This window comes from Streptomyces sp. NPDC047000, from assembly GCF_040644295.1.
Lineage (GTDB): Bacteria > Actinomycetota > Actinomycetes > Streptomycetales > Streptomycetaceae > Streptomyces.
Window position 1 is genome coordinate 21328 of sequence record NZ_JBEYWE010000014.1, and the last position, 21281, is coordinate 42608.

Genomic DNA, 21281 nt, shown 5'->3' on the forward strand with positions numbered 1-21281 from the left:
ATGTGTGGCATCGCAGGCACCTACCGGTGGCCGGACGGGAAGGCGGTGGCCGACCGGCTCACCGATGTCCTCGCCCACCGCGGTCCGGACGGGGCGGGCCGGTACAGTCACCCGGCCGGTGACGGCGAGGTGCACCTCGGGCACCGCCGGCTGGCCGTCATCGACCTGTCGGAGACCGGCGCCCAGCCGATGGTCTCGGGCGGCCTCGCGCTGACGTACAACGGCGAGCTGTACAACGCGCCCGAGCTGCGGGCCGAGCTGGCGGCCGCCGGGGTGCGCTTCCGCGGTACCTCCGACACCGAGGTCCTGCTGGAGGCCTGGCGGCGCTGGGGCACGGACTGCCTGCCCCGGCTGCGCGGCATGTTCGCGTTCGGGATCTTCGACGAGCGGACCGGTGAGCTGGTGCTCGCCCGCGACCAGCTCGGCGTCAAGCCGCTGTTCCTGCTCCGGCGCGGCCCGGGTCTGCTGTTCGCCTCCGAGCTGAAGGCGCTCGCCGCCGTGAGCGGCGGGTCGCTGGAGGTGGACCATGCGGCGCTGGTGGCCTCGCTGCTGTACTACTGGGTGCCCGACTCGCGGTGCGCGTTCCGCGAGGCGGAGAAGCTGCCGCCGGGGAGCTGGCTGAGGTGCCGGCCCGACGGCCGGGTGGAGCGCGGCCGGTTCTGGAATCTGCGGGACGTCGCCGCCGAGGCCCAGGAACGGGCCCGAAGCGGCGAGCGGCCGGATGTCGCCGCCGTCGTCGAGGAGTCGACCCGGCGCCATCTGCTCTCCGACGTCCCCGTGGCGACGTTCCTCTCCGGCGGGCTGGACTCCAGCTATCTGACCGCGCTGGCGGCCCGCGAGCGGCCCGGGATCTCGGCTTACACGATCGGGTTCCGCGCCGAGGACGCCAGGTTCGAGGCGATGCCGGACGATCTGCGCCATGCCCGGCGGGTGGCCGAGCGGTTCGGCGTCGACCTGCGGGAGATCGAGATCGCCCCGGACGTGCTCGACCTGCTGCCGCGGATGACGTACCACCTGGACGAGCCGATCGGCGACCCCGCCGCGATCAACACGTTCCTGATCTGCTCGGCCGCCCGGGAGGCCGGGGTCAAGGTGCTGCTCTCGGGGATGGGTGCCGACGAGTTGTTCGCCGGGTACCGCAAGCACCTGGCCAACCTGCTCGCGCTGCGCTACCAGCGCGTCCCGCGGCCCGTGCGGCGCGGCCTGGCCGGGGCCGTGAACCGGCTGCCGGTCGCCACGGCCCGCCGGGGCTACCGTTCGGTGCGGTTCGCGAAGCGGTTTCTCTCCTTCGCCGAGCTGCCGGAGGAGACCGCGTTCCGGCGCAGCTACACGATGTACGACCGGGCCGAACTGCTCGCCCTGGTCGATCCGGACCTGGCCGGGTCGGTCGACGACGTGCTGACCGAGCACGCGGACGTCTACCGGGACAACGACCTCGACGACTTCGTCAACCGCATGTGCCTGGGCGACGCCCGGATGTTCCTGCCGGGCCTGAACCTCGCGTACACGGACCGCTCCAGCATGGCCGCGTCGACGGAGGTGCGGGTGCCGTACGTGGACGTCGAGGTGGTCAAGGCGGCGTTCACCGTGCCCGGTGACCGCAAGATCGTCGGACGGCAGGGCAAGGCCGTCCTCAAGGAGGCGGCCGTCTCGATCCTGCCCCGGGAGATCGTGTACCGGCCCAAGGGCCTGTTCAGCGCCCCGCTGCGCGCCTGGATGAGCCGGGACCTGGCGCCGCTGGTGCGGGAGGTGGTGCACGACGGCGTGCTCGTCGGTTCGGGGCTCCTGCGCCGCGACGCGCTGGCCCGCATGGTCGCGGAGGACGCCGCCGGGCAGCGGGACTTCTCCAAGCATCTGTGGCATGTGCTGACCCTCGAGTACTGGTACCGCGACGCGATCTCCGGATCCCGGTCCGGGACCGGGACCGGGTCCGGGGCCGACCACAACTCTCCCTCGACGGCGTGAAGACAAGGGACTTCGGGTGAAACAGGTCGTACAGAACTACAAGAGCGGCGAGCTGGCGGTGCTCGACGTGCCGGTGCCGGGATGCAAACCGGGCGGTGTGCTGGTCCGCAGCGCCTACTCGCTGATCTCCACCGGGACCGAGCTCATGAAGGTCTCCGAGGCCGGCATGTCGATGCTGGGCAAGGCCCGTTCCCGGCCGGACCAGGTCGCCAAGGTCGTGCAGAGCGTGGCCGTCAACGGGGTGCCCGCCACCTATCGCAAGGTGATGGGCAAGCTGGACTCCTGGACGCCGCTGGGCTATTCGCTGTGCGGGGTGGTCGAGCAGGTCGGCGCCGGGATCGACGATGTGAAGGTCGGCGACCTGGTGGCCTGCGCCGGCAACGAGCACGCGCTGCACGCCGAACTGAACTGGGTGCCGAGGAACCTCTACGCCCCGGTCCCGGACGGTCTCGCGCCGCGGCACGCGGCCTTCGGCACCGTCGGGTCGATCGCGTTGCAGGGCGTCCGCCGCGGCGAGCCGCAGCTCGGCGAGGTGGCGCTGGTCATCGGCCTCGGGCTGATCGGCCAGCTGGTGGTGCAACTGCTGACCGCCTCGGGAGTGCGCGTCGTCGGGGCCGATCCCGACCCGGCGCGCTGCGAACTCGCCGCGCGCCTGGGCGCGGCGGCCTGCGGCGACCCCGCGTCCGCGGCCGTGGAGAACGCCGTCGCCGAACTCACCGGCGGTCACGGCGTGGACCAGGTGTACCTGGCCGCCGGCGGCGGCAGCAACCAGCCCGTCGAACTGGCCGCCCGGCTGAGCCGGGACCGCGGCCGGGTCGTCGACATCGGCAAGTGCCGCCTGGACCTGCCGTGGAACGCGTACTACGAGAAGGAGCTCGACGTCCGCTTCTCCCGCAGTTACGGCCCCGGGCGCTACGACCCGGAGTACGAGCTCGAGGGGCGCGACTACCCGATCGGCTACGTGCGCTGGACCGAGCGCCGCAACCTGGCGTGCTTCCTCGATCTCCTCGCCCGCGGCCGCGTCGACGTGGAGCCCCTGGTCTCCCGTACGGCCGACTTCGAGGACGCCGTCGAGACGTACCGGCGTCTGGAGGACGGCGAACTGAAGGCCGTGGCCGTGCTGTTCCGCTATCCGGGGCACGAGGCCGATGCCCCGGCCCAGGCCGAGGCCCCGACGGTGGCCGTGCCCGCGGTGCGGCGGCGCGGCGGCACCGGGTCCGCCCCGGGCCGGGCCGCCGGGACGCCGGTGCGGCTGGCGTTCGTCGGAGCGGGGAACTACGCGACGTCGATGCTGCTGCCGCACCTGGCGCGGCGCGACGGGGTCGAGCTGTCGGCCGTCGTCACCACGACGGCGCTGTCCGCGGCCAACGCGCAGCGGAAGTTCGGCTTCGCCGAGGCGACCACCGATCTCGACGCCGTGCTCGGCGACAAGTCCGTCGACGCGGTGTTCGTGGTCACCCGGCACAGCTCGCACGCCGAACTGACCCGCAAGGCGCTGCTCGCGGGCAAGGCGGTGTTCGTGGAGAAGCCGCTGGCCCTCACCGAGGACGAACTGGCCGGTGTGCTCGCGGCGGTGGAGGAGTCCGGCAACGACCGGCTGCACGTGGGCTTCAACCGGCGGTTCGCCCCGCTGCTCCAGGAGGCCGCCGAGCGGTTCGGCGCCCGGACCGGTCCGGCGAGCCTGCGCTACCTGGTCAACGCGGGCCGGCTGGCGCACGGCAGCTGGTACCTCCGGCAGGGCACCGAGGGGACCCGGTTCACCGGCGAGGGCGGGCACTTCATCGACACCGCGAGCCGGCTGATCGGGGCCGACCCGGTCTCGGTGTACGCCCTCGCCACGCCCGGCGCCGAGGATCTCCAGGTCGTGCTGCGCTACCCGGACGGGTCCACGGCCACCCTCAGCTACGTCACCACCGGCGCGCCCGGCTTCCCCAAGGAGACGCTGGACCTGGCCGCGGACGGCAAGGTGCTGCGGCTCGACGACTTCGTCCGGGCCGCCGTGTACGACGGCCGCAGCAAGCGGTGGGTCGGTTCGCGGCTGCCCAGGGCCCGGGACAAGGGCCAGGCCGCCCAACTGGCCGCCTTCGTCAAGGCCGTACGGACCGGCGGGCCGATGCCGGTGCCGCTGGAGTCGCTGGCCGCCACCACGGCGGCCACCCTCGCCGTGCAGGCCGGCCTGGCCGGCGGCGCGCCGGTGACCCTGGCGACGGCACGATGACGGTGAGCGCGGGGAGCGCGGGCTGGTACCTGCGGCGGCTGTCCCGGATGGGACCGCGGGAGATCGGCGGCCGGACGGCCGACGCCGTGCGCAGGCGGCGGTGGCGGTCGGCGCCGCCGGACTGCCCGAGTGCGACCGGCGCCCGGTTCACCGCCGTACTGCCCGCGGGGACGATCGCCGCGGTGCCGCCGGACGCCGCGAAACGCCTGGTCGCCGAGGCGGACCGGCTGATGGCCGGGCACGCCGAGTTCTTCGGGGTGGGCCGCGACGACCTGGCCGACCCGGACTGGTGGTACGACCCGAAGACCGGGCGCCGGGCTCCGGAGGGCCACGCCTTCGACGTGCCGTACCGGAACGAGGACGTGGCCGGGGACATCAAGCAGATCTGGGAGCTGTCGCGGCATCAGTACCTCACCGTGCTCGCCGCCGCCTACGCGCTCACCGGGGACGAGCGGTACGCCGAGCGCGTCGCCGGGCACCTGCGGTCGTGGTGGGAGGCCAACGCGCCGCTGCGCGGGGTGCACTGGACCAGCGGCATCGAGCTGGGGATCCGGCTGCTGTCCTGGGTGTGGATCCGCCGGCTGCTCGACGGCTGGCCGGGCGCGGCCGGGCTGTTCGAGGACAACCCGGTGGCGCTGCACCAGATCTGGCACCACCAGCGCTGGCTGGCCGCCTTCCCGAGCCGGGGGTCCTCGGCGAACAACCACGTCGTCGCCGAGGCCGCCGGGCAGTTCGCCGCGGCCTGCGCGTTCGGGTGGTTCCCCGCGTCGGCGCGCTGGCGGGCGGAGGCGCTGCGGTCGCTCGAGCGGCAGCTGCGGAGCAACACCTTCGGCTCCGGTCTCAACCGGGAGCTGGCCACCGAGTACCACGGGCTGGTGCTGGAGCTCGGTCTGGCCGCGCTGGCCGAGGCGGACACCGCGGGCGTGCCGGTGCCCGCGCCGGTCCGGCTGGTGCTGCTGCGGATGACCGACGCCCTCGCGGCCGTCGTGGACGGCCGGCTGCGGCCGCCGCGCCAGGGGGACGCGGACGACGGGCACGGGCTGGTCGTGGACGGCGCGGGCACCGACCGCTGGGCCTCGCTGCTGGCCACCGGGGACGCCGTGTTCGGCCGGCTCGCCTGGTGGCCCGCGGTGACCGGCACCGATGTGCGCACCCCGCTGCTGGCCGCGCTCATCGAACCCGCGCTCACCGAACCCGCTGAACCGTCCGTGACCCGCCCGGCGAGCCGGCCGGCCCACTTCGCCGACGCGGGCATGACCATCCTGCGCGCTCCGGAAGAGACGGGAGGGACGGGAGGGACGGGCGAGATCTGGTGCCGCTGCGACGGCGGTCCGCACGGGTTCCTGTCCATCGCCGCCCACGCCCACGCGGACGCGCTGTCCGTGGAGGTCCGGCACGACGGGGTCGACGTGCTCGCCGACCCGGGGACGTTCTGCTACCACGGGCAGCCCGAGTGGCGGCGGTACTTCCGCTCGACCCTCGGCCACAACACCCTGGAGCTGGACGGCGCCGACCAGTCCGTCTCCGGCGGGCCGTTCCTGTGGACCCGGCACGCCCGCAGCCGCGTCCTGGTCGCGGACGCCTCCGGCGCCCCGGGCGCGGCGACGGCCCGCTGGTGCGCCGAGCACGACGGCTACCGGGGCTCCGTGCACCGCCGCCGGGTGGAGCTGACGGCCGCGAGCCGGGAGCTGAGGGTGGTCGACGAGGTACGCGGCCCGCGCCGGGCCGTACGGCTCGCGTTCCACCTCGGCCCGGCGATCGCCGCCGACCTGACGGGCGACCGGGCGGTGCTCGCCTGGACCCGGGACGGCGAGGACCGCTCCGCGGCGCTCGACCTGCCCGGGCAGCTGTCCTGGCGGGCGCACCGCGGCGAGAGCGACCCGCCGCTGGGCTGGTACTCCGCCGGCTTCGGACGCAAGGAACCCGCCACGACGCTGGTCGGCACCGGCTTCACCGACGGCGCGGCGGGGTTCACCACCGTGCTCAGGTTCTTCGACTAGGAGAGACGCTTGGGGATCAAGTGGCGGCACCGGGTGCCGCCGGCGGCGGCGCTGGTGCTGGCCCTGCTGGCGGCGACCGGCTGCGAGAGCACGCCGGCCGCGACGCCGAAGCCGGTCGCCGCGCCGTCCGCGTCCGTGGCCCGGGTGTGCGCCCGGCCCGCGGCCGGGCCGGCGAAGGCGCCGGCGGGCGCCGTGCCGGTCGACCCCGCGGTGACCGGTGACCTGGCCGCGAAGACCAGGAACAGTCCCCCGCACACCACGTTCTGGCTCCGGCCGGGCAGGCACCGGCTCGCACCGGACCGCTACGCCCAGGTCGTCCCCAAGGAGGGGGACACCTACCTCGGCGCGCCGGGCGCGGTCCTCGACGGCCGCAGGACCAACCAGTACGCGTTCGGCGGCACCGCCCGCGACGTCACCCTCCGCTATCTGACCGTGCAGGGTTTCGTCGCGCCGCGCGACGAGGGCGTGGTCAACCACGACTCGGCCGACGGATGGGTGATCGAGCACGCCACCATCCAGAACAACTCCGGCGCCGGGCTGATGGCCGGTGCCCATCAGCGGGTCAGCGCCAGCTGCCTGCGCGGCAACGGCCAGTACGGCATGAACGCGTACAAGGGAAACGGCCGGATCAGCGGCCTGGTCGTCGAGGGCAACGAGATCACGGGCAACAACAAGGACGACTGGGAGCGGCGGCGGCCGGGCTGCGGCTGCACCGGAGGCGTCAAGTTCTGGGCCGTCGACGGCGCCGACGTACGCGGCAACTGGGTGCACGACAACCGCGGAGCCGGTCTGTGGGCGGACACCGACAACAACGACTTCCGCATCGAGGGCAATGTGCTCGAGGCCAACGACGGTGCCGCGCTGATCTACGAGACCAGCTACAACGCGGTCATCCGCAACAACACGATCCGGCGCAACAACTGGGTCGTGGGCCGCAGTTACGCCGACCGCGGGGACACCTTCCCGTTCGCGACCGTGTATCTGTCCGAGTCCGGCGGCGAACCACGGGTCCGGGCCCGCACGGACAAGATCGAGATCTACCGGAACGTGCTGGAGGACAACTGGTCCGGGATCACCCTGTGGGAGAACGCGGACCGGTTCTGCAACAGCCCGGCCAACACCTCGTCCGGTGACTGCACGCTGCTGGTGAAGGACGGCAAGCGCTGCGCGCAGCCGGCGATCGCCCGCGCGCCGCTCTACTCCGACTGCCGGTGGAAGACCCAGCGGGTGGACATCCACGACAACCGGTTCGTGCTGGACAAGTCCGTCGTCGGCTGCACGGTGAAGTGCGACCGCATGGCGGTGCTGGCCAACTACGGCACCTATCCGGACTGGTCGCCGTACCAGGGCGAGCGGGTCGCCGAGGCGATCACCGGCAGGCAGCACAACCGCTGGCACGACAACGTCTACGTCGGGTCCTGGACGTTCGTCGTCCACGACCCGAGCCGGGTGCTCGACTCCGTGCAGTGGCAGGGCGCGCCGTACCGGCAGGACGCGGGGAGCACCTTCCGCGCCGAGGACGGGGGTTGAGATGGGCACGGACGAGACGGGCACGGGCCACCCGTCGAGGATCGTCGGGGCGGTGTGGGGGCTGCTGGTCCTCAACACGCTGGGCTCCGCCGGGGCGAAGACCATCGTCCCGCTGCCCCGCTCCCTCATCCAGATGGTCACCATGGGGGCGCTGGTCGCCGCGTTCGCGCTGGCGCTCCTGGTCAATCTCCGGCTGCGCATCCGGCCCGGCGCCTTCGTGTTCCTGCTGACCCTGCTGCTGGTGGAGAGCGTGATCTCCAGCGCGCATCTGGAGTCCGGGTTCGGCGCGCTGTTCCGCTGCGCCCGGCTGGCTCTCTTCGTCGGCACGCTGTGGCTGCTCAGCCGGTGGTGGGACGGCGGCCTGGAGTTCGTCCGGCACCACATCCGGATGTACTTCGCGGTGCTCGGGTCGGTGGCAGCGGGCGCGGTGGTCTCGCCGGGCGCGGCCATGCCCGACCTGTACGGCGGGCGGCTGGTCGGCGCGTTGTGGCCGCTCACCCCGCCGCAGATCGGGCAGTACGCCGCGGTCATCATCGGGCTCACCGTGCTGCTCCTGGTGGGCCGCCGGACCGACCGGACCAGCGCGGCGCTGGTCATCGTGCCGTCCCTCGTGCTGCTGGTGCTGACCCATACCCGCACGGCCACGCTCGGTCTGCTCCTCGGGCTGGCGCTGGCGATCGGTTCGCTCGTCCTGACCAGCGCCGCCGCCCGCCGGTTCTTCGCCTGGGCGGTGCTGTGCGCGGCGGTGGCCGCGGTGGGGTTCGCCTCCGCGTTGCAGGCGTGGTTCCTGCGCGGGCAGAGCCAGGAGAACTTCAGCAGCCTCACCGGGCGGGCCAAGGTCTGGCACGCCCTGCTGACGGCGCCCCGGACGACCTCGGAGTACCTGTTCGGCGTGGGCCTGGGCGACAAGTCGTTCGGCGGGCTGCCCATCGACAACAGCTGGCTGGCCGTCTTCAACGAGCAGGGCGTGATCGGTGTCGCCCTGGTGGCGGCGTTCGTCGTCGTGCTGGGCGGCGTCGCGCTGCTGCGTCCGCCGTCGCTGTCGCGGGCCTGCGCGATCTTCCTGATCGGCTACTGCGCGCTCGCGTCGTACACCGAGGCCGGTCTCGGCGACGCCTCGCCCTATCTGCTGCATCTGGCCCTGGCCGCCTCGCTGCTGGCGGCGCCCGGCGCGGCCTCTGCGCTCCCGGCGCCCGACGTCCCTGGCCGACGCGTCCCGCGACGGGCGCCGGAACCGGAGGTGAGCTGATCATGCACGTTCTCGTGGTGCACAACCGCTACGCCTCGGCGCAGCCGAGCGGGGAGAACAAGGTCGTCGACCAGGAGGTGGCGCTGCTGCGCGAGGCCGGCCACCGGGTCGGGCTGTTCGAGCGGCGCAGCGACGACATCGCCGGCCGGTCCCTGCCGGGCAAGGCCGCGGTGGCGCTGCTGGTGCCGTGGAACCCGGCGGTCCGCGCGGAGCTCGCCGCCCGGCTCCGCGCCGAGCGGCCGGACGTGGTGCATGTCCACAACGTCTTCCCGCTCCTGTCGCCGGCGGTGCTGGCCGCCTGTGCCGACGCCGGCGTACCCGCCGTGGCCACGCTGCACAACTACACCCAGGTCTGCCCGCCCGGCACGTTGCAGCGGGACGGCCGGCCGTGCACCGAGTGCGTCGGGGCCGTGCCGCTGCCCGCCGTCCGGCACGGCTGCTATCGCGGCTCCCGGCCGGCGACGGTGCCGCTCGCGGTCTCCCTGGCGGTCAACCGGCGGCGGTGGTGGTCGGGCGTGGAGCGGTTCTTCTGCATCTCCGCGGCCCAGCGCGACGTCCTGGTGCGGGCCGGCATGCCGGCCGGGCGGCTGGCGGTGAAGCACAACTTCGTGCCCGACCCGGACGTCCGCCGGTCCGGGGACGGCGAGCAGTTGCTCTTCCTGGGGCGGCTCGCGGAGGCCAAGGGCGTGCGGCTGCTGATGGCCGCGTGGGACGAGCTCGCCGCCGGCGGCGGGGTGGGCGTGCCGCTCGTCATCGCCGGCGCGGGGCCGCTGGAGGGCGAGGTGACCGCCTGGGCGGCGGGCCGGGACGACGTGCGCTACGTCGGCCTGTACAACGCGGCGGAGTGCCGCAGGGCCGTCGCACGGTCGGTCGCCGTGGTGGCTCCCTCGACGTGGCTGGAGGCGTTCGGCCTGGTGGTCGTGGAGGCGATGGCGGCCGGGGTCCCGGCCGTCGCCGCCGGTCACGGCGCCTTCGCCGAGCTCGTCGAGGACGGGGTGACCGGGCTGCTGCACCGGCCGGGCGAGGCCGCCTCGCTCGCGTCCTGCCTGCGCCGGATCACGGCCGACCCGGCCCTGGGCCGGGAGCTGGGCCGGGCGGCCAGGCGCCGCTACGAGCAGGGTTTCAGCCCGGCCGTCGGGCTGGAGCGCCTGGTGGACGGGTACCGCACCGCGATCGCGGGTCGGTCGGCACAGGCCCGCGGCGGGGAGTCCCGCGTGGGCAGGGGGGATGGGGACAGCAGATGACACGATGCCGACTCTGCGGCTCGGAAGCGATGGCGAGCGTCGTCGATCTCGGGGCGACGCCGCCGTGTGAGAGCTTTCTCGCCGCGGACCAACTGGACCTGCCGGAGCTGGCGTACCCGCTGCACCTGCGGGTCTGCACCGAGTGCTGGCTCGCGCAGCTCCCTCCGCTGATCACACCGGAGGAGACGTTCAGCGAGTACGCGTACTTCTCCTCCTACTCGACGTCCTGGGTGGAGCACGCACGCACGTTCGTCGAGGACGCCGCACAGCGGCTTACGCTCGGCACCGACGCCTTCGTGGTCGAGGTGGCGAGCAACGACGGGTACCTGCTGCGGCACGTGGTGGACCGCGGGATCCGCTGCCTCGGCATCGAGCCCTCGGTGAACGTCGGAGCGGCGGCGCGGGACGCGGGCGTTCCGACGCTCACCGCGTTCCTGGACCCGGCCACCGGTGCCGGCGTCCGCGCGGAGCACGGCCCGGCGGACCTGGTCGTGGCCAACAACGTGTACGCGCACATCCCCGACGTGGTCGGCTTCACCCGGGGGCTGCGCGCCCTGGTCGCCGACGACGGCTGGGTCTCGATCGAGGTGCAGCACCTGCTGACCCTGATCGAGGAGAACCAGTACGACACGATCTACCACGAGCACTTCCAGTACTACACGGTCGCGTCCGCGGCCCGCGCGCTGGCGAGCGGCGGACTCACCCTCGTGGACGTCGAGCTGCTGCCCACGCACGGCGGCTCCGTCCGGCTGTGGGCCCGGCCGGCCGAGGCGGCCGGCGAGCCCGGCCGCCGGGTGGCCGAGGTGCTGGACCGGGAGAAGGCCGCCGGGCTGCGGGAGCTGTCCGGGTACACCGAGTTCTCCGCCCGGGTGGCCAAGGTGCGCCGCGATCTGCTGCGGTTCCTCATCGAGGCGGCCGAGCGCGGTGAGACGGTCGTCGGCTACGGCGCCCCGGGCAAGGGCAACACCCTGCTCAACCACTGCGGCATCCGGCCCGACCTGCTCCCGTACACGGTCGACCGCAACCCCTACAAGCACGGCAGGTTCACCCCGGGCACCCGTATCCCGATCCTGCCGCCCGAGCGGATAGCCGCCGACCGGCCGGACTACGTCCTCGTCCTGCCGTGGAACCTGCGGGCCGAGCTGACCGAGCAGTTGTCCTTCGTGCACGACTGGGGCGGCCGGCTGGTCTTTCCCGTACCGGAACTGAGCATCGTCGAGGCCGCGTCGCGAGAGGTCACAGCATGAAGGTCGTACTGTTCTGCGGCGGCTACGGGCTGCGGATGCGCAACGGAACCTCCGACGACGTGCCCAAGCCGATGGCGATGGTCGGCCCGCGGCCGCTGATCTGGCACGTGATGCGCTATTACGCGTACTTCGGGCACACGGAGTTCATCCTGTGCCTCGGGTACGGGGCCCACCACATCAAGGACTTCTTCCTCAACTACGAGGAGACGACGTCCAACGACTTCGTGCTGCGCGGCGGGCGGACCGAGCTGCTGTCCACCGACATCGCCTCCTGGACGATCACGTTCGTGCAGACCGGCGTCGAGTCACCGATCGGGGAGCGGCTGCGCCGGGTGCGCCACCACCTGGACGGCGACGAGATGTTCCTCGCCAACTACGCCGACGTCCTCACCGATGCCCCGCTGCCGGAGATGATCGACCGGTTCGAGCGGCGGGACGTCGGCGCGTCGATGATGGTGGTGCCGCCGCAGTCCTCGTTCCACTGCGTGGACCTGGGCGACGACGGCCTGGTGGGCGGCATCACCCCGGTGAGCGAACTGCCGCTGTGGGAGAACGGCGGCTACTTCGTGCTCCGCCAGGAGGTCTTCGACCACATCCCGGAGAACGGGGACCTAGTCGCCGACGGATGCGCCCAACTGGCCAAGCGGGGGAGGCTGGTGGCGCACCAGCACCGCGGCTTCTGGAAGCCGACCGACACCGTGAAGGAGCGGGCCGCGCTCGACGAGGCCTACGCCCGGGGCGACCGGCCGTGGGCCGTGTGGGAGCGGGACAGTGCCGGGGCCAGAGCGTGATCCGGCTCGGGGCCGGCCCCCTGGACCGGATCGCCGCGGTGGGCGCGCACTGCGACGACATCGCCATCGGCGCCGGCGGCACCCTGCTGACGCTGTGCCTGGCGCGGCCGGGGATCCGCGTCGACGCGCTGGTGCTCTCCGGCGGCGGCAGTGAGCGGGAGCAGGAGGAGCGGGCCGCGCTGGCCGCCTTCTGTCCGGGCGCGGACCTGCGGCTGGCCGTGCACAAGCTGCCGGACGGCCGGCTGCCCGCGCACTGGGAGGAGGCCAAGGCCGCGGTCGAGGAACTGCGCGCGGGGACCGAGCCGGAACTGGTCCTCGCGCCGCGCACCGATGACGCGCACCAGGACCACCGCGGCCTGGCGCGGCTGATGACCACCGCGTTCCGCGACCACCTCGTGCTCGGCTACGAGATCGTCAAGTGGGACGGCGATCTCGGCCGTCCGGCGGCCTACCAGCCGCTGTCGCCGGAGACCGCCGAACACAAGGTGCGGCTGTTGCAGGAGCACTACCCCTCGCAGCGGCACCGGCCCTGGTACGACCGCGAGGCGTTCCTCGGCCTGGCACGGATCCGCGGCATCGAATGCCACGCCCGGTACGCCGAGGCGTTCTCCGTCACCAAACTCACGCTCAACCTGGGGGGTTGAACCTTGCGCGTACTGCTCACCGGACACCAGGGCTACCTGGGCACCGTGATGGCCCCGGTCCTCGCGGCAGCCGGACACGAGGTCACCGGTCTCGACGCCGGACTGTTCGCCGACTGCGTCCTCGGCCCGCCGCCCGCGGACCCGCCGGGCTTCCAGGTCGACCTGCGCGACATCACGGCCGACCACGTGGCCGGCGTGGACGCCGTGATCCACCTGGCCGCCCTGTCCAACGACCCGCTCGGCTCACTGGCGCCCGACCTCACCTACGACATCAACCACCACGCGTCCGTGCGGCTCGCCCGGCTGGCCCGCGACGCCGGGGTGCGGCGCTTCCTGTACGCGTCGACCTGCTCGGTCTACGGCGCCGCCGGCGACGCCGGTCTGGTGGCCGAGGACGCCCCGCTGCGCCCGGTGACGCCGTACGCGGAGTCCAAGGTGCGGGTGGAGGACGACCTGCACGCGCTCGCCGACGGCGACTTCAGCCCGGTGTTCCTGCGCAACGCCACCGCCTTCGGCTTCTCGCCCCGGCTGCGCGCCGACATCGTGCTGAACAACCTGGTCGGCCACGCGCTCCTGTCCGGCGAGGTGCTGGTGCTCTCCGACGGCACCCCCTGGCGCCCGCTGGTGCACGCCGCCGACATCGCCCGCGCCTTCACGGCCGCGCTGACCGCGCCGCGCGAGGCGGTGCACGACCGGGCGTTCAACATCGGCAGCGAGACGAACAACGTCACGGTCGCCGAGATCGCCGATCAGGTCGCCGAGGCGGTGGCGGGCGCGAAGGTGGTGATCACCGGGGAGACCGGCGCCGACCCGCGCTCGTACCAGGTGGACTTCTCCCGGTTCCGCGCCGCGGTGCCCGGTTTCGCGTGTGAATGGACGGTGCAGCGGGGTGCGCTCGAACTCGCCGACGCGTACCAGAAGTTCGGGCTGACCCGGGAGGACTTCGAGCAGCGCTTCACCCGGCTCGCCGTGCTGCGCGCGGCCTCCGGCGCCGGCACCGTCGACGACACCCTGCGGTGGCGCCGGTGACCGACGTGAGCGAGGCGAGCGCGGCGAGCAAGGTGACCGACGTGAGCGGGGAGATGTACGCGCTGGTGGAGCGGCTGTACCCGCTGTGCCGCAGCATCACCGGCGACGGGGTGCGCGCCACCCTGGACATCGTCGGGGAGTACGTCCCGCTGCGGGTGCACGAGGTGCCGACCGGGACGCAGGTGCTCGACTGGACGGTGCCGCAGGAGTGGAACATCAGGGACGCGTACATCGCCGACGCCGCCGGCCGGCGGGTCGTCGACTTCGCCGCGTCCAGCCTGCACGTGCTCGGCTACAGCGTGCCGGTGTCGCGGACCATGCCCCTGTCCGAACTGCGCGAGCACCTGCACACCCTGCCGGACCACCCGTCCTGGGTGCCGTACCGCACCAGCTACTACCAGCCGGAATGGGGGTTCTGCCTGGCGCAGGAGACCCTGGACGCGCTGCCGGACGGCGAGTACGAGGTGCGTATCGACTCCACCCTCGCCGACGGCCACCTCACCTACGCCGAGCACGTGGTCCCCGGCCGGGTCCCCGACGAGGTGATCGTCTCCTGCCACGTCTGCCACCCGTCGCTGGCCAACGACAACCTGGCCGGCATCGCGGTGGCGACGTTCCTGGCCCGCGCGCTGGCGGAGCAGACGCCCTACTACACCTACCGGTTCATCTACGCGCCCGGCACCATCGGGGCGATCACCTGGCTGGCCCGCAACGCGGAGCGGGTGGACCTGGTCAGGCACGGCCTGGTGCTGGCCTGCGCCGGGGACCCGGGTCCGCTGACGTACAAGCGGAGCAGGCGCGGCGACGCGGAGATCGACCGGGTGCTGCGGCATGTGCTGACCGCCTCCGAACGCCCGCACCGCGTCGTCGAGTTCACCCCGTACGGCTATGACGAGCGGCAGTACTGCTCGCCCGGGTTCGACCTGGGCGTGGGCTCGCTCACCCGGACCCCGTACGCCGGTTACCCCGAGTACCACACCTCGGCGGACGATCTGGACCTCGTCTCCCCGGCGGCGATGGCGGACACCCTCGCCGTCTGCCGCGAGGCGTTCGCCGTGCTCGACCGCAACCGGCGCTACGTCAACCTCAGCCCCTACGGCGAACCGCAGCTGGGCAGGCGCGGGCTGTACGACGCGCTCGGCGGGCGCAGCGACACCAAGCAGGCCCAGCTGGCCATGCTCTGGGTGCTCAGCCTCTCCGACGGCGAGCACGGTCTGCTGGACGTCGCCGAGCGGTCCGGGCTGCCGTTCGACGCCGTCGCCGCCGCGGCCGACGCCCTGCACGACGCCGGGCTGATCAAGGCATGAGGCCGATGACCACCGAGGGGGAGAAACCGCCCAGGGCGGCACCGCCGGCCCGGTCCGCCCGGCGGGCCCTGGTCGGCCGGCTGTCCTGGGGACTGGCCGACCAGGCGGCGTCCAGCATCAGCAACTTCGCGGTGGGCGTCTATGTGGCCCGCTCGCTGGGGGTCACCGCGTTCGGCGTGTTCAGCCTGGCCTGGGTGACCTACGGCGTGGTGCTCAACGTCTCCCGGGGCCTGGCCACAGACCCGCTCGTGGTGCGCTTCAGCGGCGTGCCGGACGCGTCCTGGCGCGGGGCGGTGACCCGCTCGACGGGTACCGCGCTCGGGGTCGGCGCGGCCGTCGGCGCGGTGTGCCTGGTGGCCGGCCTGGGTCTCGGCGGCCGGGTGGGGCCCGCGTTCACCGCCCTCGCCCTGATGCTGCCGGGGCTGCTGCTCCAGGACGCCTGGCGGTTCGCGTTCTTCGCCGCGGGCGCCGGGCGGAAGGCGTTCGTCAACGACGTCGTGTGGGGCATCGCGCTGGTCCCGGCCCTGGTGGTGGCCGCCCGGGTGGACACCGTGGCCGCCTTCGTGCTCGCCTGGGGCGCGTCCGCCACGGTGGCGGCCGGGTACGGCTGCCTCCAGTCCGGCATCCGGCCCCGGCCGGCCCAGGCACGCGGCTGGCTCCGCGAGCAGCGTGATCTCGGCTACCGCTACCTGGTCGAGAACGTCAGCCTCAGCGGGGCGAGCCAGCTGCGGGCGTACGGGCTCGGCGCGATCGCCGGGGTCGGCGCGGTCGGCGCGGTGCGGGGCGCCGAGCTCCTGATGGGCCCGTTCCTCGCCGTGCTGATGGGGCTTTCGCTGGTCACCGTCCCGGAGGCGGCCCGGGTGCTGCGGCGGGCCCCGCACCGGCTGCGCGGGTTCTGTCTCCTCCTCGGCGGCGGGCAGGCCGCCGGGGCGCTGCTGTGGGGGTCGGCGCTGCTGCTGATGCCGGGCCGGCTCGGCGAACTGGCGCTCGGCGGCGTCTGGCACTCCTCCTCGCAGCTCATCGTGCAGATCACCCTCGGCGTCGCGGGCGCGGGCCTCGGCACCGGCGCGGCGGCCGGGCTGCGCGCCCTCGGCGCGGCCCGGCGCAGCCTGCGCTGCCAGCTGTTCGCGTCCGCCTGCTACGTCGGCGGCGGGCTCGGCGGCGCGGCCCTCGCCGGTACGGCTGGCTCGGCCTGGGGCGTCGCCGCCGCGACCGTCAGCGGGTCGGCCGTGTGGTGGCTGCACCTGCGGTCCGCCCTGCGCGACCACCACCACACCACCGTCCCCGAAGTGAGGACCTCATGACCGCCCGACCCAGGCTGAGCATCGGCCTGCCCGTGTACAACGGCGAGGAGTACCTGGCCGAGTCGTTCGACGCCCTGCTCGGCCAGACCTACGAGGACTTCGAGCTGATCGTCTCCGACAACGCCTCGACCGACGGCACCCAGGAGATCTGCCGCAGGTACGCCGCGCGGGACGCACGCATCCGGTACCACCGGCTGCCCCGGAACATCGGCGCCACCCCGAACCACAACCTGGTGTTCGCCGAGTCCCGCGGCGAGCTGTTCAAGTGGGCCTCGCACGACGACCTCTACGGCCGCGACCTGCTGCGGCGCTGTGTGGAGGCACTGGACGAGCGGCCGGACGTCGTCCTCGCGCACACCGGCCAGGCGGTCATCGACGCCGACGGCCGGGTGAAGGTGCCCTACGCGTACACGCTCACCACCGACTCGCCGCACGCGCCGGAGCGCTTCCGCAGTCTGCTGTTCGAGCCGGGCGGCGACGACTTCTACGGCGTGATGCGGGCCGACATGCTGCGCCGGGTGAAGCCGCTCGACAGCTACCACCACGCGGACCGCACGTTCGTCGCCGAGATCACCCTGCACGGGCCCTTCCACCAGGTGCCGGAGCTGCTGTACTTCCGCCGCGACCACCCCACCCGCGCCGAGCGGGCGAACCCGTCCAAGCGCGCCCGGTGCGTCAACCTGGACCCGCGCCGGGCGGGCCCGCTGCACCCGACACCCCGGCTGCTCGCCGAGTACGTCTGGGGCTTCGCCTCGGCGATCCGGCGGGCACCGCTGTCCCCCGCCGACCGCCGCGCCTGCCACCGCCACCTGGCCGCGTGGCTGACCAGCCGGGTCCGGCCGGGCGCCGGCGAGCGGGTCGAGGACCGCGCCCCGGTCGACCCGGCCCGGCTCACGGTCTCCGTCGACGCCCTCGTCGCCGGCCGCGAGGGGCGGCGGACATGACGCCGACGGACGGGACTTCCGTGCGCGTAGGGGTGTTCGGCCTGCTCGGCTCCGGCAACCTCGGCAACGACGGATCGCTCGAAGCCGTCCTCGGCTACCTCCGCACCGCGCACCCGGAGGCGGTGGTGGACGCGCTGTGCGGCGGACCCGAGGCCGTGACGGCCCGGTTCGGGATCCCGGCAACCCGGCTGCACTGGAACCGCGCGGAGTACCGGACCGCGTCACGCGCGGGCGCGATCGCGTCGAAGGGGCTCGGCAAGCTCGTCGACGTCTTCCGCACCGCCGCCTGGGTGCGCCGCCACGACGTGGTGATCGTCCCCGGCATGGGCGTCCTGGAGGCCACCCTGCCGCTGCGGCCCTGGGGCTTCCCGTACGCGCTGTTCCTGCTCTGCGCGAGCGGCCGGCTGCTCGGCACCCGGGTCGCGCTGGTCAGCGTCGGCGCCGCCGGGATCGGCAACCGGCCCACCCGGGCCCTGGTGCGCTGGTCGGCGCGGCTGGCCGCCTACCGGTCCTACCGGGACGCCCCGTCACGGGACGCGATGCGGGCGATGGGCGTGGACACCACGCGCGACGAGGTCTACCCGGACCTCGCGTTCTCGCTGCCGACCCCGCCGGCGAGCGCGCACTCGGGCTCGCCCGGGACGGTCTGTGTCGGCGTCATGGACTTCCACGGCGGCAACGACGACCGGGCCCGCGCCGAGGAGATCCACCGGCGCTACCTCGACGGGACGATCAGGTTCGTCCGCGCGCTGGTCGAGGAGGACAGGCCCGTCCGGCTGCTCACCGGCGACCGGTGCGACGCGTCGGTGGTCGCCGCGATCCTCGACGCGGTGGACTCACCGCTGGTCACCGCCGCCGAGCCGACCTCACTGGCCGACCTGATGACGGAGATGGCCGCCGCCGACACCGTGGTGGCGGTCCGCTACCACAACCTGATCTGCGCGCTGAAGACCGGCACGCCCGTGCTGGCCCTCAGCTATGCGGCGAAGAGCGACGCGCTCATGGCCCGGATGGGCCTCGGCGCGTACTGCCACCCGGCGCGCGAGGTCGACGCCGACCGGCTGCTGGAGCAGTTCCGGGAGCTGGAGAAGCGATCGCCCCGGCTGCGCGAGACCCTCGCCGAACGGAACCGGGCCGCCGCCCGCGACCTGGACGAGCAATTCACCGCCCTCACCGCGGCGTTGTTCCCGGCGACCGGCCGTACCCCCGTCCCCGCCCGGCAGGAGTCCCCATGAGAGCGACCGCAGTCCCGGAGATCTCCGGCGCGTACCTGTTCGAGCCGACGCCGTACGCCGACGAACGCGGCTTCTTCTGCCGCACCTTCGACGCCGACGTGGTCCGCTCGGTGGGCCTCGACCCGGACGCCTTCGTCCAGGACAGCCTCTCCCGCTCGGTCCGCGGCGTGCTGCGCGGCATGCACCTGCGCTCCGGCGCGGGCGAGGCGAAGCTGGTGCGGTGCTCGTACGGGAGGATCTTCGACGTCGTCGTGGACCTGCGGCCCGACTCGCCGACCTATCTGGGCCGGGCCTTCTTCGAGCTGTCCGGCGAGACACAGGTGACCCTGTACATCCCGGCGGGGTGCGCGCACGGCTTCCAGTCCCTGACCGAGACCGCCGACACCTCGTACCGGATCGACCGTCCGCACGATCCGGCCGAGGACGTGACGATCGCCTTCGACGACCCGGAACTCGCCATCCCGTGGCCGCTGCCGGCCGCGTCGATGTCCCGGCGGGACCGGGAGGCACCGAGCCTCGCCGAGGTCCTGAAGCACAGAGAAAGCTGAGGTCCCCGTGGACACCGAAGACACCGGAGGGTTCTCCCTGCCCCTGTCGCGCACGGCCAACGAGCGGCTGCACGCCCTGATCCCCGGGGGCGCGCACACCTACGCCAAGGGCGACGACCAGTACCCCGTCGGCCTGGCCCCCGTCATCAGCCACGGCCGCGGTGCCCACGTCTGGGACATCGACGGCAACCGCTACATCGAGTACGGCTCCGGCCTGCGGTCGGTCAGCCTCGGCCACTCCCACCCCCGCGTGATCGAGGCGGTACGGTGGGAACTCGGCCGCGGCAGCAACTTCGTCCGGCCGTCCGTCGTCGAACTCGAGGCCGCGGAACGCTTCCTGGCCACGGTGCCGACCGCCGAGATGGTGAAGTTCGCGAAGAACGGCTCCGACGCCACCACCGCCGCGGTACGCCTCGCCCGCGCCGCCACCGGACGCCCCCGGGTGGCCGTCTGCGCCGACCATCCGTTCTTCTCCGTCGACGACTGGTTCATCGGCACCACCCCGATGTCCGCCGGCATCCCGGCGGCGACCACCGAACTCACCGTCTCCTTCCCCTACGGCGACCTGGCCGCCACGGAGGAACTGCTCACCCGGTACCAGGACGAGGTCGCCTGCCTGATCCTCGAACCCGCCGCCCTCGCCGAGCCTCCCCCCGGATACCTCGCCGGACTGCGCGAACTGGCCGACCGGCACGGCTGCGTCCTGGTCTTCGACGAGATGATCACCGGCTTCCGCTGGTCCGAGGCGGGCGCCCAGGGCCTGTACGGCGTCGTCCCCGACCTCTCCACGTTCGGCAAGGCGCTGGGCAACGGGTTCGCCGTCGCCGCGCTGGCCGGGCGCCGCGCCCTGATGGAGCTGGGCGGGCTGCGGCACTCCGGCGACCGGGTGTTCCTGCTGTCCACCACACACGGCGCGGAGACCCACTCCCTGGCGGCCGCGATGGCCGTGCTCACCACCTACACCGAGGAAGGCGTCACCGCACGCCTGCACACCCTCGGTGAACGGCTGGCCGCCGGTGTCCGCGACGCCGCCGCCGAGGCGGGCGTCGGCGACCACGTCGTCGTCCGGGGCCGGGCCAGCAACCTGGTGTTCGCCACCCTCGACGAGAACCGGCAGCCGTCCCAGCAGTACCGCACCCTGTTCCTGCGCCGGCTCCTCGCGGGCGGGGTCCTGGCCCCGTCGTTCGTGGTGAGCAGCGCCCTCAGCGACGCCGACATCGATCACACCGTCGACGTGGTGGCCCAGGCCTGTGCCGTGTACCGGAAGGCACTGGACGCCGCCGACCCCACCCCCTGGCTGGGCGGCCGACCGGTGCGGCCGGTGTTCCGCCGCCAGGCGTGACGTTCCCTGTATGACGCGCCGTCAGCGAGGCTCCTGCCGACCGGCGTCGGCCACCCGATCGACGAGCCACGCGGCCGCCGGTGTCACCGCCAGCGCGGTGCACCAGCCGCCGAGGACGTCGGTCGGGTAGTGCGCGCCCAGGGCGACCTGCGCCCACCCCATGGCGGCCCCGGCGACCAGCGCCGCACCGAGCACGAGTGACGTACCGCCCACCCTGCCGAGACCGAGCCGACCCGCCACGAGCAGCGCCGCCACCAGGGCGAGCGCGGTGAGGAAGGCGGTGTGCCCGCTCGGGTAGGACAGGTTGCCGTCGCCGTGGATGGTGCGCCCCACCAGGTGCTTGAGCAGCGTCGCCGTCCCCACGGCCAGACCGACGCCGGCCACGGTGAGCACCGCCGCACGAGGACGCCGCAGCAGCAGGCAGCCCGTCACAGCGACCACCATCACCACCGCCGATCCCACGGGCTCCCCCAGGAAGTCCAGGGCCAGCGCGACATCCCGCCACGGCGGCCGCAGCCCGCCGAGCGCCGACTGGATCCCCGCGTCCACCCTCCCGGGCCCGCTGTGCCCGGAGTACACCACCCCGAGCGCGACGACCACCACCGCGGCAAGCCCCGCGACCACCCCGAGCCACACGCGCAGCACCGGAGGCAGCACCGCGGACACCGACCGCCCGGTCACCCG

17 protein-coding genes are annotated in these 21281 nt (G+C 73.6%); 16 read left to right on the top strand and 1 reads right to left on the bottom strand.

Annotated features, from left to right (window positions below; genetic code table 11):
- Genes asnB through ABZ862_RS22225 form a run of 16 tightly spaced genes read left to right on the top strand, consistent with a single transcriptional unit; the run spans position 1 to position 20597 of the window.
- Positions 1 to 1965: an asparagine synthase (glutamine-hydrolyzing) gene (gene asnB / locus ABZ862_RS22150; protein WP_360960611.1), complete on the top strand. Its 1965-nt coding sequence runs from the start codon at positions 1 to 3 to the stop codon at positions 1963 to 1965.
- A gap of 16 nt (positions 1966 to 1981) precedes the next feature.
- Positions 1982 to 4183, top strand: coding sequence for a bi-domain-containing oxidoreductase (locus ABZ862_RS22155; RefSeq protein ID WP_360960613.1), 2202 nt, complete (start codon positions 1982 to 1984; stop codon positions 4181 to 4183).
- A complete protein-coding gene (locus ABZ862_RS22160) occupies positions 4180 to 6183 on the top strand; it encodes an alginate lyase family protein (protein ID WP_360960615.1) in 2004 nt (667 codons plus the stop codon). Before ABZ862_RS22155 ends, ABZ862_RS22160 begins: the two co-directional genes overlap by 4 nt.
- Before the next feature lie 9 nt (positions 6184 to 6192).
- Positions 6193 to 7713: a right-handed parallel beta-helix repeat-containing protein gene (locus ABZ862_RS22165; RefSeq protein WP_360960617.1), complete on the top strand. Its 1521-nt coding sequence runs from the start codon at positions 6193 to 6195 to the stop codon at positions 7711 to 7713.
- Position 7714: 1 nt separating this feature from the next.
- Positions 7715 to 8962 carry an O-antigen ligase domain-containing protein gene (locus ABZ862_RS22170; RefSeq protein ID WP_360960619.1) on the top strand — a complete coding sequence of 416 codons (1248 nt, stop codon included), beginning with the start codon at positions 7715 to 7717 and terminating at the stop codon, positions 8960 to 8962.
- A 2-nt stretch (positions 8963 to 8964) separates the two neighbouring features.
- Complete coding sequence (locus tag ABZ862_RS22175; protein WP_360960621.1) at positions 8965 to 10206, top strand: glycosyltransferase; 1242 nt, start codon at positions 8965 to 8967, stop codon at positions 10204 to 10206.
- Positions 10203 to 11453, top strand: a complete 1251-nt coding sequence (locus tag ABZ862_RS22180) for a class I SAM-dependent methyltransferase (RefSeq protein WP_360960623.1) — start codon at positions 10203 to 10205, stop codon at positions 11451 to 11453. Before ABZ862_RS22175 ends, ABZ862_RS22180 begins: the two co-directional genes overlap by 4 nt.
- Positions 11450 to 12244, top strand: a complete 795-nt coding sequence (locus ABZ862_RS22185) for a glucose-1-phosphate cytidylyltransferase (RefSeq protein ID WP_360960625.1) — start codon at positions 11450 to 11452, stop codon at positions 12242 to 12244. The genes ABZ862_RS22180 and ABZ862_RS22185 overlap by 4 nt, the downstream gene beginning before the upstream one ends.
- The gene (locus ABZ862_RS22190) at positions 12241 to 12888 is read left to right on the top strand and encodes a PIG-L deacetylase family protein (protein ID WP_360960627.1); all 648 of its coding nucleotides are present in this window, start codon (positions 12241 to 12243) and stop codon (positions 12886 to 12888) included. The genes ABZ862_RS22185 and ABZ862_RS22190 overlap by 4 nt, the downstream gene beginning before the upstream one ends.
- A 3-nt stretch (positions 12889 to 12891) precedes the next feature.
- Positions 12892 to 13917, top strand: coding sequence for an SDR family oxidoreductase (locus tag ABZ862_RS22195; protein WP_360960628.1), 1026 nt, complete (start codon positions 12892 to 12894; stop codon positions 13915 to 13917).
- A 53-nt stretch (positions 13918 to 13970) separates the two neighbouring features.
- Positions 13971 to 15224: a DUF4910 domain-containing protein gene (locus tag ABZ862_RS22200; protein ID WP_360960838.1), complete on the top strand. Its 1254-nt coding sequence runs from the start codon at positions 13971 to 13973 to the stop codon at positions 15222 to 15224.
- Between the two features lie 5 nt (positions 15225 to 15229).
- Entirely contained in the window at positions 15230 to 16528 is a 1299-nt protein-coding gene (locus ABZ862_RS22205) for a hypothetical protein (protein WP_360960630.1), read from the top strand.
- Entirely contained in the window at positions 16525 to 17472 is a 948-nt protein-coding gene (locus ABZ862_RS22210; protein WP_360960632.1) for a glycosyltransferase family 2 protein, read from the top strand. Before ABZ862_RS22205 ends, ABZ862_RS22210 begins: the two co-directional genes overlap by 4 nt.
- Entirely contained in the window at positions 17469 to 18707 is a 1239-nt protein-coding gene (locus ABZ862_RS22215; protein WP_360960634.1) for a polysaccharide pyruvyl transferase family protein, read from the top strand. Before ABZ862_RS22210 ends, ABZ862_RS22215 begins: the two co-directional genes overlap by 4 nt.
- Positions 18704 to 19255: a dTDP-4-dehydrorhamnose 3,5-epimerase family protein gene (locus ABZ862_RS22220; RefSeq protein ID WP_360960636.1), complete on the top strand. Its 552-nt coding sequence runs from the start codon at positions 18704 to 18706 to the stop codon at positions 19253 to 19255. Before ABZ862_RS22215 ends, ABZ862_RS22220 begins: the two co-directional genes overlap by 4 nt.
- 7 nt (positions 19256 to 19262) lie before the next feature.
- Positions 19263 to 20597, top strand: coding sequence for a glutamate-1-semialdehyde 2,1-aminomutase (locus ABZ862_RS22225; RefSeq protein ID WP_360960638.1), 1335 nt, complete (start codon positions 19263 to 19265; stop codon positions 20595 to 20597).
- A gap of 21 nt (positions 20598 to 20618) precedes the next feature.
- Here ABZ862_RS22225 and ABZ862_RS22230 read toward each other — a convergent pair whose 3' ends face one another.
- On the bottom strand, positions 20619 to 21278 hold the full coding sequence (locus ABZ862_RS22230) for a phosphatase PAP2 family protein (protein ID WP_360960639.1): 660 nt from the start codon (positions 21276 to 21278) through the stop codon (positions 20619 to 20621).
- Positions 21279 to 21281: the final 3 nt, after the last annotated feature.

Coding starts and splice junctions, on each gene's coding strand:
- asnB (WP_360960611.1), top strand. CDS start 1: ATGTGTGGCATCGCAGGCACCTACCGGTGGCCGGACGGGAAGGCGGTG.
- ABZ862_RS22180 (WP_360960623.1), top strand. CDS start 10,203: ATGACACGATGCCGACTCTGCGGCTCGGAAGCGATGGCGAGCGTCGTC.
- ABZ862_RS22205 (WP_360960630.1), top strand. CDS start 15,230: ATGACCACCGAGGGGGAGAAACCGCCCAGGGCGGCACCGCCGGCCCGG.
- ABZ862_RS22220 (WP_360960636.1), top strand. CDS start 18,704: ATGAGAGCGACCGCAGTCCCGGAGATCTCCGGCGCGTACCTGTTCGAG.
- ABZ862_RS22200 (WP_360960838.1), top strand. CDS start 13,971: ATGTACGCGCTGGTGGAGCGGCTGTACCCGCTGTGCCGCAGCATCACC.
- ABZ862_RS22160 (WP_360960615.1), top strand. CDS start 4,180: ATGACGGTGAGCGCGGGGAGCGCGGGCTGGTACCTGCGGCGGCTGTCC.
- ABZ862_RS22170 (WP_360960619.1), top strand. CDS start 7,715: ATGGGCACGGACGAGACGGGCACGGGCCACCCGTCGAGGATCGTCGGG.
- ABZ862_RS22215 (WP_360960634.1), top strand. CDS start 17,469: ATGACGCCGACGGACGGGACTTCCGTGCGCGTAGGGGTGTTCGGCCTG.
- ABZ862_RS22210 (WP_360960632.1), top strand. CDS start 16,525: ATGACCGCCCGACCCAGGCTGAGCATCGGCCTGCCCGTGTACAACGGC.
- ABZ862_RS22185 (WP_360960625.1), top strand. CDS start 11,450: ATGAAGGTCGTACTGTTCTGCGGCGGCTACGGGCTGCGGATGCGCAAC.
- ABZ862_RS22175 (WP_360960621.1), top strand. CDS start 8,965: ATGCACGTTCTCGTGGTGCACAACCGCTACGCCTCGGCGCAGCCGAGC.